This window comes from Bacteroides sp. 44_46, assembly GCF_001915465.1.
Classification (GTDB): domain Bacteria; phylum Bacteroidota; class Bacteroidia; order Bacteroidales; family Bacteroidaceae; genus Bacteroides; species Bacteroides clarus.
Window position 1 is genome coordinate 16,911 of sequence record NZ_MNQO01000013.1, and the last position, 13,365, is coordinate 30,275.

The following is a 13,365-nucleotide window of genomic DNA, read 5'->3' on the forward strand; positions in this document are numbered from 1 at the left end:
ATATAAGCGAAAAATCTACTTATCTTTTTTGCCGAACAACGAGAAGTGAACGTAGCGTTTAGGATGCGATTTCAGGTCTTCCAACAAGCTCGCCGCATTCGCCGTTGTGGCATTTAGATTATTGTAAAGTGACGGGTCGTTCAATAACAATCCGACGGTATTGTCTTTACGGTTTAATTTGTCTGTAATCATTTTTACGTTAGCCAATGTAGAGTCTATGCTTTGCATGGCTGTTGCGTAGTCTATCTCTTTCAGATTATTGGAAATAAGCACGAAGTTATCTCCGATGGTGTTCAGCTTTCCGGTGAGCTGAGGAATATCCTTGTTCATTAATGTTTGCAGCTGCCCGCTGGTTACGGCCAGGTTGGCTGTCAGGTTCTGCACATTGTGCAGGGTGGCCGGTATGGCCGGGTCTGCCAATACTGTGTTTAAAGAGCCGAGGATGGAGTCCAGCTTGGGCAGCATCTTTTCCAGTTGCGGCATCATGGAAGCTACCTTTTCCATCATTCCGTTGTTGAGGGTGCCGGGAATCGTATCTCCAATCTGATATTTCTCGCGGGGGTTGTTGGCAAGGAGAAGGTTCATCTTGACGCCTCCTAACATTTCTGCGGCCAATTCTGCCGTACTTCCTTTGGGAATACGCAGGTCGGTATTGACATCTATTTCGGCAATGACTTTTCCGGGTTGGGTATAATCGTAATACAGGTCGCGTACGATACCTACGCGGAAACCGTCGGCAAAGACGGGGCTTGATTTGGTGAGTCCGTTGACATTGTGAAATTTGACATAGAAATAGCTGGAAGGCTTGAACATGTTGATGCCTTTCAGATAATTGATGCCATATACTAATATGCAGAGCGCGGCTATTCCTGCAATTCCTATTCTGACTTCTTTGGTAATATACTTCATGATGTATTTTATTTATTTCTTTTTGTTTTTAAATTCGTTGACGGCAGCGTTGACGTTCACCTTTTTACCATTCTTGAAAGCTATGATGAAAGCATCCTTGAATTGTGCCGTAATGGAGCGTTTGGTACGTAACACCTTGTTATAATCGGAAGATGCGCCATAGGTGTATTTGTATAAACCGCCTTCCTTGTAATAATCCACATTTTTCAGCCCTTTCAATCGTTTGTCGTTCTTTGCCAACGGACGGGAAGAGGTGAGTATCTGTATCTTGAACACGGGGGCATTGTCTTCTGTTTGCGCAACGGCGGCTTTTTCCGAACGTTGAGGTGTCGGCTTGCCGCTTTGGCCGGCTGCTTTTTTTTCTGTTTGGGATGCCGCGCCGGCAGATGCGGTTGCCTCTTCTTCCGGTTGCGGTATGTCTTCCGGCAGAATGGTCTGGCTACTTCCGTTCAATCGGATTTCCTGCTCGCGCTTATAGGTAAGAAAAGCGCGGAAGATGCCGTTGGCAAGGGTGGTGGTTCCTGCATCCGTATTTAAATAGCGTTCTTCTTCCGGAGTGGAGATGAAGCCGAGTTCCACCAGAATGCTTGGCATGGCACTGGCTTTCAGTACCAGAAAACCTGCCTGATGCACCCCCCGGTCTACCCGTCGGCACGTATTGCGGAAATGCTTCTGTACGAGCGACGCCAGATGTACACTTTGCGACATATACTTATCCTGCATAAACTCGAAGATGATATAGGACTCGGCGGAATTGGGATTAAACCCCGCATAGCGTGTTTTATAGTCGCTTTCATAGAGAATAACCGAGTTTTCCCGCTTGGCTACTTCGAGATTGGCGTCCGATTTTGCAAGACCTAATGTCCAGGTGGATGCGCCTTTGGCGGTACGATTGTTGGCAAGCGCATTGGTGTGGATTGAAATAAAAAGGTCTGCTTTGGCGTCATTGGCTATCTCCGCACGTCGGTTTAATGGGATAAAGACATCCCGCGTACGGGTATAGACGACTTTTACATCCGGACAATTCTTTTGTATCTGTTTGCCGAGTTTGAGCGCTACATTCAAATTAATGTTCTTTTCTTTGGATATCTTACCGATAGCGCCGGGGTCATGCCCCCCGTGTCCGGCATCGATAACGACGACAAAATCCTTCGCTTCAGCACTGCCGCTACAAAAAGGAGAGGTGAGCAGCCCCAAGCAAATACCTATATATAATATGTATCGTCTATACAGTTTCATATAAAAAACATTGCAAAGATAGTGCAAAGGTCTATTTTCGCTCCGCAAATGTAGTGTAATTTTATAGAAAACTCACACTTTGCTTTCAAGTTTTATTTGTAACAGCTTCTTTTTAGGGAGATTTAGTCTTTACGTTTGCAAAATTTATAGTTTTTCTATGCCTGCGTTTGGTTTACGGTCAGTAGCGAATAATTCGTCAGACAGCCGTTGCCCTTTCGTTAGACAACTGTCTAACGAAAGGGCAACGGCTGTCTGACGTAAGGATGACAATTGTCTAACGAATTAAAAGTGCCGGATTTCCCGTTTATTCAACTCTTTTTTCCCTTTTATTTTCTGCGATGAGCCTACTTGTTGATAATATCCGTAACTTTGCGCGCAAATATTAATAGGTAGATACAGGTATGCTTCTTCGTTTTATAAAGAATTGGACATTGCCTTTGGCGATGCTTGCGGGTACCGCAGGGTACTTTTTCTTTGCAAGAATTCCTTTGCTTGCGCCGGCAAAACCCTGTCTGAACGGGCTGATAGCTCTCCTTACCCCGGCTTTGATTTTTGCGCAATTGCTACTGACTTTTTGCAAAGTGGAGGTGCACGAGCTGAAACCGAAGGCATGGCACGGTTGGCTGTTGCTGTTTCAGACGGTTTCGTGTCTGGCTGTTGCGGCTTTGCTGGTGTGCTGCCCCATGAAAGAGATGTATCGGGAAATCTTTGAAGGGGCTATGGTATGCCTTATCTGTCCTACGGCTACTGCTGCTGCGGTGATTACCGGCAAACTGGGCGGAAGTGCGTCGAGCCTTACCACGTATACATTGTTATCCAATCTTCTGGCTGCTGTGGCTGTGCCGTTGGTGTTTCCTTGGGTAGAGCCGCATGCAGACATAACTTTCTTTGCGGCTTTCCTGAAAATACTGAGCAAGGTGTTTCCGCTGTTGCTCCTGCCTTTCTTTATAGCATGGTTTCTGCGGGTGTTTGTCAAGAAGGCGCACCGGTATTTATTGGAGTTTCATGATGCGGCTTTTTATTTGTGGGCGGTGGCGCTTGCCATTGTGTCGGGGCAGACGGTGCGCTCGTTGGTGAATAGCGATGCGCCGGTGTTTGTGGAAGTCCTGATTGCTTTAGCAGGTTTGATAGCCTGCTGTGTCCAATTCTATCTGGGGAAGAGAATCGGCGGGCACTACAATGACCGTATCAGTGGCGGACAGGCGTTGGGGCAGAAAAATACGGTACTTGCCATCTGGATGTCCTATACTTATTTGAATCCGTTGTCCTCAGTGGGGCCGGGGTCGTATGTACTGTGGCAGAATATCATTAACAGTTATCAGCTCTGGAAAAAGAGAAAGAGGGAATCCTAAGCCCTCAGGGTACGGAGCATGTCAAGACATTATTCGTCGTACCCCAGTTTCTTCTCGTTATAATCCGACGCGATATAGGCGGGGCGCCTTTTGGTTTCTTTGAAGATACGTCCGATGTATTCTCCTATGACACCCAATGAGAACAGCTGAATACCGCCCAAAAATAGGATAACTACTATCAAAGTGGGGAAGCCGGCAGCCTGGTCACCGTATATAATAGTCTTTATCAGGAAATAGATGGCGTAGATAAAGCTGGAAATAGAGCAGAGAATCCCGCATACGGTGGCGATACGTAAGGGAGCGGTGGAAGATGAGGTGATCCCTTCGATGGCCAGGTTCAATAGTTTGAAGAAACTCCAGGATGAATGTCCGGCGAGGCGGTCGCCCCGGTCGAACTCTATGCTTTTCTTTTGGTAGCCTATCCAGCAGAATAATCCTTTGGTGTATCGCTCTTGTTCCCGCAGACGCCTTAACGTCAATACGCAGCGACGGTCGAGCAGGCGGAAATCACCTACGTTCGGCAGGATGTCTATCCGGCTCATGTTCTGCAGAATCTTGTAGAAAGCAAGCGACAGCCGGCGGCGCAACCAGCTCTCTTCTCCACGGCTGCGGCGCTTGGCGTAGATGTCGTCATAGCCTTCTTCCCAATATTGCAACATCCGGTCTACGAGCTCGGGCGGGTCTTGCAGGTCGGCATCCATTATTACGCAGCAGTCTCCGGTCGTGTAGTCGAATCCTGCCAGCATGGCGATTTCTTTGCCGAAGTTACGTGAAAGATTTACGAAGTTCACCCTGTTGTCCGTTTGTCTGAGTTGGCGGATGACGTCGAGCGTCTGGTCGCTGCTGCCGTCATTTATAAACAAGATTTCCCACTCATAGGTATCGTTGCGGTTGATAAGCTCTATCAAACGTTGATAGAGAGCGGGGAGCATAGCCTCTTCGTTGTAGACCGGAATCAGTAAGGTTACTTTCTTCATTTCACAAGTGTGTATGATAAATACTTCGCAAATATATTATATTTAAGGAAGCTTTGAACAATATTACTTAAAAAAACATCGATTTGAGTACATCAACCTTTTCGTTTGAAAACGAAGCGCACCAATAAGAAATTGACCGGAATGGCTATGGCGAATACCGGAATAGGAGCGATGGCTTTGGAAAGTCCCAGCCACAGGAAGGTGTTCAGCAGTCCGATGTGCAACAGGTAATTGAATAAATGCGCCCCGCCGAAACCGAACGCTTTGCTCCATGACGGCTTTTTGCCGAACGTAAAGTAGGCGGTAAGGTAAAAATTGGCGATAAAGCTGAGGGCGTAACCGAGGGTGTAAGCTATATTTACATTGATGAATTTTTGCAGTAAGAAGTATATTCCGTAGTGCAGGGCGGTCGCAAAAACGCCCACCATGACAAAACGTATGAATTCGGGAAGTCTTTTTAATTGCTTCATTTTAGGTTTACACTATCATTGAGGCGGCAAAGTTAGGTATTGTTATAGAATAATTCGTATTTTTGCAGCGTGAAAATGTAAAAACGAAAATATATGTCAGACAGAAAGATAGCGTTCTGGTTTATTGCACTGTTAAGTGTGCTCGTATTGGTTCCCTTTTTAGGAGAAACCATTTTTTATTCGAAAGGGGAACCTCGTGAAGCGATAGTTGCGTATACCATGCTGGAAAGCGGTAACTGGATACTTCCGATGAACTATGGAGTGGAAATAGCTTATAAACCGCCTTTTCTTTATTGGACGATAGCCGTTATTTCATCCGTCTTGGGGGGAGTCTCGGAGTTTTCGGCACGTATGCCGTCGGCGCTCGCTTTTCTGGCTATGCAGTTGGTTTTCTTTAGTTTCGTTGCCAAACGTAAGGACGTAAAGACGGCGTTCCTGACCTCTATCCTTCTGTTGTCTTCTTTTGAAGTACACCGCGCGGCGGTAGCTTGCCGGCTGGATATGTTGCAAGTTTCCCTCATCGTGATTTCATTGTGCCTGCTTTTCCGGTGGGACGAGAAGAACTGCAAAGGAATTCCCTGGCTGGCCGTGTTGTTGATGGCATGCGCTACATTGACGAAGGGGCCGGTCGGTTCCATCTTTCCTTGCCTGGGTATCGGTGTGTATCAGTTATTGCGCGGACGTTCGTTCGGAAAGACTTTCTTTTCGCTGCTGGGTATCGGATTGTTATCCCTCATTCCTTTGGGCGTCTGGTTTTGGGCGGCTTATCAGCAAGGCGGGGAATCGTTTGTCAATTTGATGCTGGAAGAGAATACCGGACGCTTTTTCCGGAAAATGTCCTATGCGTCACATGAGAACCCGATATGGTATAACTTCCTGACTATTATTTGGGGATGGATTCCCTGGACTTTGGTACTGCTTATTTCCTTGTTCGGACTGAAATGGAAAAAGATGCATATCCTGCCGGAAGGGGCTTCCGTGGGTGAACGTTTGAAGAAAGGGTGGAACAAATTCCGTTCTCAGTCGCCGTTGCAGCTTTTTGCGTGGGTGGTAATCTTAACGATTTTCATCTTTTACTGCATCCCCAAGAGTAAACGCAGCGTATATTTACTGCCTATCTACCCGTTTATGGGAATGTTGCTTGCCGAATACCTGCTGGCATTGGTGCAACGGGGCGCGAAAGTGTTTAGGATTTCCGCCTGGATTTTTGCTTCATTGGCTATATTGCTTACCGTTACTTTCTTTGCGGTACGTCTGGGAATGATTCCCGAAAGCATTTGGGGCACAGGCAGGCACGCCGCCGAGAATATAGCGTTTACGCATGCGTTGCAGACCGTACAGCTTTCATTACCGAAATGGCTGATTGTGTTCTTGCCGCTTGTGGCTGCTGTCTGCCTGCTGTACATGCTGGTGAAGCGTGCGGATACGCGTTCGCTGTTATATGGCACGGCGGGATGCGTATTATGTATTTTTGTGTCATTGGACGGAGTTTACCAACCCAATATACTGGCGGTGAAGTCGGACAAGCATCTGGCTGTACGCTTGAATGAATTGGAGCCTCAGGGCACGGTATATTCGTATGGCGACTGGGTGAAATTCTATGGCATAAACTACTATTTGGGCGACCGCGTACGTATCTTTGATAGAATGCGGCCTGCCGAGGGGTATGTATTGGTGACGGATGAGCTGCAGGAAAAGTTCTTGCAGGAGAATAAAGATTCCTACCGGTTGGAAGAAGTGCATCGTACTCCTTTGCGCAGTTGTGATTTGCGTAGGAAAGTCATCGTTTATAAATTCAGCAAGAAATAAAATGTGCCCTCGCGAGTTGATTGACAAATATTATCCGGAAGCGGATGAACTGAAACATATTCTGCTGACGCACAGCCGTTCGGTGGCTGATAAGGCTTTATGGATTGCCGACAATCATCCGGAATTGTCTTTAGACAGAGACTTTTTGTATGAAGCGGCCATGCTGCATGATATAGGCATATTCCTGACGGATGCCGACGGTATCTGTTGCTTCGGCGATAAACCTTATATCTGCCATGGCTATTTAGGAGCGGATTTGGTGCGTTCGGAAGGTTACCCGCGTCATGCTTTGGTATGTGAAAGGCATACGGGAGCAGGGCTTTCGCTGGAAGATATCATTGCGCAAAATCTGCCTGTTCCCCACCGGGATATGCTTCCGGTAAGCATGGAGGAGCAGGTTGTCTGTTTTGCCGATAAGTTTTACTCCAAGACGCATCTGGAACGGGAAAAAAGCGTGGAGAAAGCGCGGAAGAGTTTACAGCGCTATGGCGAAGCCGGTCTGCAACGCTTTGACCATTGGTGCGAACTGTTTTTGTAGCAATCTAAATTTCTTTAAAAAGGGAGATTATCCGTATAAATTACGTACTTTTGCCCTTTCAAGCGTAAACTGTTAGTTAATGACGCCATTGAAAGCAAATACATTCATATCATTCATACTACTATTCGTCTTACTTCTTCTTTCCGGTGAGGCTGCTTCGCAACGTCGTCGGCGAGGTGTTGTGCCGCCCGAAAGACAGCAAGCGGACTCTTTGCGGGGCGATTCGCTCGGACAGAGGATTGCGTCTTCTCACAGGAGAGGTGTGCGCGATACCTTGCAGGCCGATTCTTTGCAGATGGATACGCTGGCTGCTCCCGGCAAGAAAAAGCAGCCTTTGGATGCTCCGGTGACCTATGAAGCCAACGACTCTATTGTGTTTGCCCAAGGCGGATATGCGCATCTGTATGGCCAGGGAAAAGTAAATTATCAGCAGATAGAATTGGCGGCCGATGTTATTACCATGAATATGGATAGCAGCACGGTATATGCCCACGGGGTAGAGGATTCGTTGGGTGTGAAGAAGGGAACTCCGGTTTTTAAGGACGGGGAAACTCCGTATGAGACTAATACGATTCGCTATAACTTCAAGAGCAAGAAGGGTATTATAAGTAATGTGGTCAGTCAGCAGGGAGAGGGATATGTGACCGGAAACAATGCGAAGAAAGGCACTAATGACGAGCTGTATATGAAGAGCGGCCGATATACGACTTGTGACCACCACGAGCATCCCCACTTTTATATGCAGATGACTTACGCGAAAGTACGCCCTAAAAAGAATGTTGTGACGGGTCCTGCCTATCTGGTGGTTGAGGACGTTCCTTTGCCGCTGGCCGTGCCGTTCTTCTTTTTTCCGTTCTCGAGCAGCTATTCGTCCGGTTTCCTTATGCCTACATACATGGATGACTCCAGCCGCGGTTTCGGTTTGACGGATGGCGGGTATTATTTTGCTATCAGTGACAAGATGGATTTGAAGCTGCGGGCCGATATCTTTACGAAAGGTTCCTGGGCGTTGAATGCAGAGTCTAATTATATCAAGAGATACAAATATTCCGGCTTGTTCCAGGCAAGCTATCAGGTAACCAAGACCGGTGATAAAGGATTACCGGATTATTCCGTTGCAAAAGACTTCAAGATTGTCTGGTCTCACAGACAGGACGCGAAGGCCAATCCGAATCAGACGTTCTCTGCCAGCGTGAATTTTGCGACCAGCAGTTATGAACGTACCAATATCGGAAACATGTACAACTCGAATGCCATGTCGCAGAATACGAAGACCTCAAGTGTCAGCTATTCCCGCTATTTCTTTGACAGGAAACTGACGGTTGCGGCAACTACCAATATTGCACAGACCATGAGGGACTCCTCGGTCAATGTCACTTTGCCCGACTTGAATATCTCTTTGTCTACGCTTTATCCTTTTAAACGCAAGAAAGCGGCAGGCGAGGAAAGATGGTATGAGAAAATCTCGATTCGGTATACGGGACGTTTGACCAACAGTATTCAGACAAAAGACAATCTTCTGTTTAAGTCCAATCTGATAAAGGACTGGAAGAACGGTATGAAGCATGAAATACCGGTCAGCGCTACTTTTACATTATTCAAATACTTTAATGTAACTCCTTCTGTCAGCTATACGGAGCGTTGGTACACGCGTAAGGTGATGAAGGATTGGGATCCCAATGCCGCCGGTGGCAGTGGCAAAGAAGTGGCTACCGATACGATTTACGGTTTCCATCGCGTATATAATTACAATGCCAGTTTGGGTATCAATACGAAGATATACGGTATGTATAATCCTATATTCCTGCCTAAAAAGAAGATACAGATTCGTCATGTCATAACTCCGTCGGTGAGCATAAGCGCCGCTCCGGATTTCGGTTCCTCACGCTATGGGTATTACGAGTCTTACATCAGGAATTATGCGGACGGAAGACGGGATACCGTGACGTATTCTCCCTATTCGGGACAAGCATTTGATGTGCCGGGAAGAGGCAAACAGGGAAATATAACCTTTAGCATATCCAATAACCTGGAAATGAAATATTACAGCAGCAAGAAAGATACTGTAAAGAAGGTTAGTTTGATTGATGAGTTGGGCGCCAATATCAGTTATAATATGGCTGCCGCAACGCGTCCTTGGAGTGACCTCGGTTTGAATTTACGTTTGAAGTTGAGTAAGAACTATACATTCAGTATGAGCTCTTCATTCAAAACATACGGTTATAAATTCGATAAGAATGGTAATGTGGTGCCTAATGACCGTACGGAATGGTCGTATGGACGTTTTGGTATATTCCAGGGGTACGGTTCTTCTTTCAGCTATACATTTAATAATGATACGTGGAAAAAGTGGAAAGAGAAACTGAGCGGTACCGGCGATTCCGATAAGGAGAAAAAAGACGAAGCGGCCTCTGAAGAAGGAGAAGGCACGGAAGACGGCTCCGATGATACCGGTATTCCTAAGAAAAAAGTTGAAAAAGCCGCTGTCGATTCCGACGGCTATCAGGTATTCAAAATGCCGTGGTCTCTGAACTTTAATTATAGTTTTAATATATCTGAGGATACCTCAAAGCCTATCAACCGGAAAACGATGCGTTATCCCTATCGCTATACTCATAACCTGAGCGCTTCCGGCAATATAAAACTTTCCAATAAGTGGGCGGTCAGCTTTAATTCCGGTTACGATTTTGAAGCTAAGAAGATAGTACAGACCACCTTTAATATCACGCGCGACCTGCACTGTTTCAGTATGTCGGCCAGTTTGTCTCCTTTCGGGCAGTGGAAATATTATAATTTCACTATCCGCGCCAACGCAAGTATCTTGCAAGACTTGAAATGGGAGCAGAGAAGCCAGACGCAGAGTAATATCCAGTGGTACTAATTATAATTTAGGTACGGATGACACGGATTCATTTTATTCTTTTTCCGTGCAATCCGTGTCGTCCGTACCTGAAAAATCATCAAATACATTTTGACGCAACTCCATTTACGGGTGCCGCTTTACCATTTTATCTCTTCCTCTCCGTGCGCTTTCAAATATTCATTGGCTTTGCTGAAATGCTTGTTTCCGAAAAAGCCGTTGTATGCGGAAAGGGGAGAAGGGTGGGCGGATGTCAATACCAGGTGCTTGTTGCGATCTATAAAGGCGCCTTTTCGTTGCGCATAAGCTCCCCATAATATGAAGACCAAATGTTCACGTTCTTCGGCAAGGATGCGGATGGCGGCATCCGTAAATGTTTCCCAGCCGTGGTTTTGATGGGAGCCGGCCTGATGGGCACGTACTGTGAGGGTGGCATTGAGCAATAATACGCCTTGTTCCGCCCAGCGGGTCAGGTTACCGGTGGGTGGCGCGTCCGTTCCGATATCTTCTTTGATTTCTTTGAAGATGTTGACTAAAGAAGGCGGAAAGGGTACGCCGTCATTTACGGAGAAACACAATCCGTGGGCTTGTCCGGGACCGTGATATGGGTCTTGGCCGATAATCACAACTTTTACTTTATCGAAAGGACATAAGTTGAAGGCGTTGAATATCAATTTTCCCGGTGGATATATGGTATATTTACCATATTCCTCACGAACGAAGTTCGTTAATGTATAAAAGTAATCTTTGTCAAATTCAGGCTGCAAATGGGCTTTCCAGCTATCTTCGATTTGAACGTTCATAATAGGAAGTGTTAGTGGTTTACGACGCTAAGATACAAATATTTCACCATAGTATACAAAGAGCCCCACAGAGTTTTTACTTTTTCCTTTGAAACTCTGCGGGACTTTATATCGTTTACAGGCTATATTCAGATTAGATGTATGTTGTGCGCCTTGCATTCCGCGCGCATGTCTTCAGGCCAGATGCTGGCTTGTATCTCTCCGATATGCGCTTTGCGCAAGTAGAACATACACAGTCGGGACTGGCCGATACCGCCGCCGATAGACAGGGGCAGAGCGTCTCCCATCAGGCGTTTGTGGAAGTAGAGTTCCAAACGTTTTTCTTCACCTTCCTGTTTGAGCTGACGCTGGAGGGCTTCTTTGTCTACGCGGATACCCATTGAGGATAATTCCACACTGCGCTGAAGCACATCGTCCCATAGCAGTAAGTCGCCGTTTAGGCCGGGCAGGCCGTTCAAGCCCGGAGTTGTGTAGTCATCATAGTCCGGGGCGCGTCCGTCGTGTTTTTTACCGTCGCTCAGTTTGCAACCGATACCGATGATGAATACGGCTCCGAACTTTTTGGCGATGGCATGCTCCCGGCATTTCGGTTCTAGATTGGGATACATCTGCCGGAGTTCTTCCGCATGGATAAAGTGCAGTTTCTGTGGCAGGCAGGGCTTGATTTGCGGATACATTTCGTATACCATGTACTCTGTACGAACCATCGCCGCATAAATACGGGTGACTATCTCTTTCAGAAAATCTATATTACGGTCTTGTTCGGTGATAACACGCTCCCAATCCCATTGGTCTACATATAAAGAATGTAAGTTGCCTAATTCTTCGTCCGCGCGGATGGCGTTCATATCGGTATAGATTCCGTATCCCGGCTCTATATGGTATTCGGCAAGTGTCAGACGTTTCCACTTGGCAAGCGAATGTACTACTTCTGCTTGCGCATCGCCTAAATCCTTGATGGGAAAAGATACCGCCCGTTCCACACCGTTCAAATCATCGTTGATACCCATGCCTTTCAATACAAAAAGAGGGGCGGTGACACGACGCAGGCGAAGCTCGGAAGAAAGGTTCAACTGGAAAAATTCTTTAATCTGTTTAATACCTAATTCCGTTTGTTTTAAGTCCAATAAAGGTTTATATCCTTCGGGTTTTATCAGGTAGCTCATAGGTTTAATCTCTATAACTTCTATTAATTTGTTCGGCAAAGATAGGAATAATATTGATACTTGCTTCTATTTTGAGTGAAAAAATAACAAAATGTATGTGTATATTGCTTTGCTGCTCTCAAAATAATATCGAGAGCATTCTGTGTGAAACAGATAGAAAAAACGCGTGAAGATTAGGAATATGCGGAGATTTTTTCTACTTTTGCATCCGAATTAAGGCTCCGTAGCTTAGTGAATAGAGCGTCAGATTCCGGTTCTGAAGGTCGTGCGTTTGAATCGCACCGGGGTCACTAAATAAAAAACTCCCTTTGCAGCCATGCGCAAAGGGAGTTTTCTATTATTATAAGTCTTAGTTTAGAAATAGAATGTCATGTTTAAGGCACCGCCAAGGCTTTCGGTTCCGATGTGGAAGCCTCTGTCGCCCGGGCTGCTTAAATCGGTTCTTTCTTCGATTTTACCGAGTGTGGTGTTATATCCTTCTGTTTTTTGGTAGGACTGGGACCCGAACATATAATATGCTGTTACGTTAACCTCGGCGCCTAAAGAGATTTTAGGAGCAACGAACCATTCTACGCCGACACTTCCGGTAAGTCCCGTGTAGAAAGTACCGTTATCTTTTGTTTCCAGAGGGCGGTATCCGTTTGAGTATATGCCATTGCCGCTGAATTCAGGAGAAATACTCGGTTGTTGGTTGACGGTAGTCATTTCATTGGCCCATTCGTAAGTGTATTTCTGTGTCTGAAAGGCGAAAAGGACACCTGCTCCAAACACGCCCTGTACTCTCTTCGAACCTTTGCGGTATTCCATTCCCAGGTTGAGGCTCATGCCGTTGTTGCTAACACGGCAGGCATCGATAATTTTATCTTCACTCAGAGGATTGTCCAAAAGAGCCTTGTCATCTTGCACATAACCTCTGTTTTTGTCGGATCCGAACATGAAACCTACATTGGCGCGCAGTGCGATGTTGTCTGTCAACATGTATTTGGCCAAAATAGAAACATCCGGTATTAAATTGAAGTCACTGTTGTCTTTTGTAAAAGACGAACCACCACCGAATGTATCGTTGTTATTACCACCGATGTGCTTCAGCAAAGGGATTACATTGACGCCGATGGCCCAATCTCCTGCTTCCGGAAGATACTGCTTGGCAGCCTTCTCCTGCGCATTTGCTCCCATTAATGGCAGCAAACAGATTATAAAGACGGATAATATCTTTTTCATGCGTTTATTATTTATTCTGCA

General features: G+C 46.1%; 11 protein-coding genes and 1 tRNA gene. 5 read left to right on the plus strand and 7 right to left on the minus strand.

The genetic code is table 11. The features are described 5' to 3' along the window. Nucleotides 1-15: 15 nt before the first annotated feature. Both BHV73_RS05405 and BHV73_RS05410 read right to left on the minus strand, forming a co-directional pair. Entirely contained in the window at nucleotides 16-909 is an 894-nt protein-coding gene (locus BHV73_RS05405) for an MlaD family protein (RefSeq protein WP_009123089.1), read from the minus strand. Between the two features lie 12 nt (nucleotides 910-921). After that, nucleotides 922-2,148, minus strand: coding sequence for an N-acetylmuramoyl-L-alanine amidase family protein (locus BHV73_RS05410; RefSeq protein ID WP_087412314.1), 1,227 nt, complete (start codon nucleotides 2,146-2,148; stop codon nucleotides 922-924). Nucleotides 2,149-2,549: 401 nt separating this feature from the next. Here BHV73_RS05410 and BHV73_RS05415 point away from each other — a divergent pair, with 401 nt between their 5' ends. Continuing rightward, nucleotides 2,550-3,500, plus strand: a complete 951-nt coding sequence (locus tag BHV73_RS05415) for a transporter (RefSeq protein ID WP_087412313.1) — start codon at nucleotides 2,550-2,552, stop codon at nucleotides 3,498-3,500. 29 nt (nucleotides 3,501-3,529) lie between these two features. On the opposite strand, the gene BHV73_RS05420 is transcribed toward BHV73_RS05415, so the two are convergent. Beyond that, nucleotides 3,530-4,477: a glycosyltransferase family 2 protein gene (locus BHV73_RS05420; protein WP_009123092.1), complete on the minus strand. Its 948-nt coding sequence runs from the start codon at nucleotides 4,475-4,477 to the stop codon at nucleotides 3,530-3,532. 92 nt (nucleotides 4,478-4,569) lie between these two features. Next, on the minus strand, nucleotides 4,570-4,947 hold the full coding sequence (locus BHV73_RS05425) for a GtrA family protein (RefSeq protein ID WP_087412312.1): 378 nt from the start codon (nucleotides 4,945-4,947) through the stop codon (nucleotides 4,570-4,572). Between the two features lie 93 nt (nucleotides 4,948-5,040). Between BHV73_RS05425 and BHV73_RS05430 the strand changes: the two genes are divergently transcribed. The 3 genes from BHV73_RS05430 to BHV73_RS05440 all read left to right on the plus strand — a co-directional run bounded on the left by BHV73_RS05430 (nucleotide 5,041) and on the right by BHV73_RS05440 (nucleotide 10,175). Then, nucleotides 5,041-6,756, plus strand: coding sequence for an ArnT family glycosyltransferase (locus BHV73_RS05430; RefSeq protein ID WP_009123094.1), 1,716 nt, complete (start codon nucleotides 5,041-5,043; stop codon nucleotides 6,754-6,756). A gap of 1 nt (nucleotide 6,757) precedes the next feature. After that, entirely contained in the window at nucleotides 6,758-7,294 is a 537-nt protein-coding gene (locus BHV73_RS05435; protein ID WP_009123095.1) for an HD domain-containing protein, read from the plus strand. A gap of 79 nt (nucleotides 7,295-7,373) precedes the next feature. Continuing rightward, a complete protein-coding gene (locus tag BHV73_RS05440; protein WP_009123096.1) occupies nucleotides 7,374-10,175 on the plus strand; it encodes a putative LPS assembly protein LptD in 2,802 nt (933 codons plus the stop codon). Nucleotides 10,176-10,294: 119 nt separating this feature from the next. Here the strand turns inward: BHV73_RS05440 and ung are convergent, their stop codons facing one another. Both ung and asnA read right to left on the minus strand, forming a co-directional pair. Continuing rightward, nucleotides 10,295-10,957, minus strand: a complete 663-nt coding sequence (ung, locus tag BHV73_RS05445; RefSeq protein WP_087412311.1) for a uracil-DNA glycosylase — start codon at nucleotides 10,955-10,957, stop codon at nucleotides 10,295-10,297. A gap of 128 nt (nucleotides 10,958-11,085) precedes the next feature. Then, nucleotides 11,086-12,123 carry an aspartate--ammonia ligase gene (gene asnA / locus BHV73_RS05450; RefSeq protein ID WP_022218330.1) on the minus strand — a complete coding sequence of 346 codons (1,038 nt, stop codon included), beginning with the start codon at nucleotides 12,121-12,123 and terminating at the stop codon, nucleotides 11,086-11,088. 217 nt (nucleotides 12,124-12,340) lie between these two features. On the opposite strand from asnA, the gene BHV73_RS05455 reads away from it, so the two are divergent. Beyond that, nucleotides 12,341-12,413 (plus strand) — tRNA-Arg (locus BHV73_RS05455). Between the two features lie 64 nt (nucleotides 12,414-12,477). Here the strand turns inward: BHV73_RS05455 and BHV73_RS05460 are convergent. Then, the gene (locus BHV73_RS05460; protein ID WP_022218329.1) at nucleotides 12,478-13,344 is read right to left on the minus strand and encodes an outer membrane beta-barrel protein; all 867 of its coding nucleotides are present in this window, start codon (nucleotides 13,342-13,344) and stop codon (nucleotides 12,478-12,480) included. Nucleotides 13,345-13,365: the final 21 nt, after the last annotated feature.

Excerpts from the sequence above, each read along its gene's own strand:
- ung (WP_087412311.1), bottom strand. The coding sequence starts at position 10,957 with ATGAACGTTCAAATCGAAGATAGCTGGAAAGCCCATTTGCAGCCTGAA.
- asnA (WP_022218330.1), bottom strand. The coding sequence starts at position 12,123 with ATGAGCTACCTGATAAAACCCGAAGGATATAAACCTTTATTGGACTTA.
- BHV73_RS05460 (WP_022218329.1), bottom strand. The coding sequence starts at position 13,344 with ATGAAAAAGATATTATCCGTCTTTATAATCTGTTTGCTGCCATTAATG.
- BHV73_RS05425 (WP_087412312.1), bottom strand. The coding sequence starts at position 4,947 with ATGAAGCAATTAAAAAGACTTCCCGAATTCATACGTTTTGTCATGGTG.
- BHV73_RS05405 (WP_009123089.1), bottom strand. The coding sequence starts at position 909 with ATGAAGTATATTACCAAAGAAGTCAGAATAGGAATTGCAGGAATAGCC.
- BHV73_RS05420 (WP_009123092.1), bottom strand. The coding sequence starts at position 4,477 with ATGAAGAAAGTAACCTTACTGATTCCGGTCTACAACGAAGAGGCTATG.
- BHV73_RS05430 (WP_009123094.1), top strand. The coding sequence starts at position 5,041 with ATGTCAGACAGAAAGATAGCGTTCTGGTTTATTGCACTGTTAAGTGTG.
- BHV73_RS05440 (WP_009123096.1), top strand. The coding sequence starts at position 7,374 with ATGACGCCATTGAAAGCAAATACATTCATATCATTCATACTACTATTC.
- BHV73_RS05435 (WP_009123095.1), top strand. The coding sequence starts at position 6,758 with ATGTGCCCTCGCGAGTTGATTGACAAATATTATCCGGAAGCGGATGAA.
- BHV73_RS05410 (WP_087412314.1), bottom strand. The coding sequence starts at position 2,148 with ATGAAACTGTATAGACGATACATATTATATATAGGTATTTGCTTGGGG.
- BHV73_RS05415 (WP_087412313.1), top strand. The coding sequence starts at position 2,550 with ATGCTTCTTCGTTTTATAAAGAATTGGACATTGCCTTTGGCGATGCTT.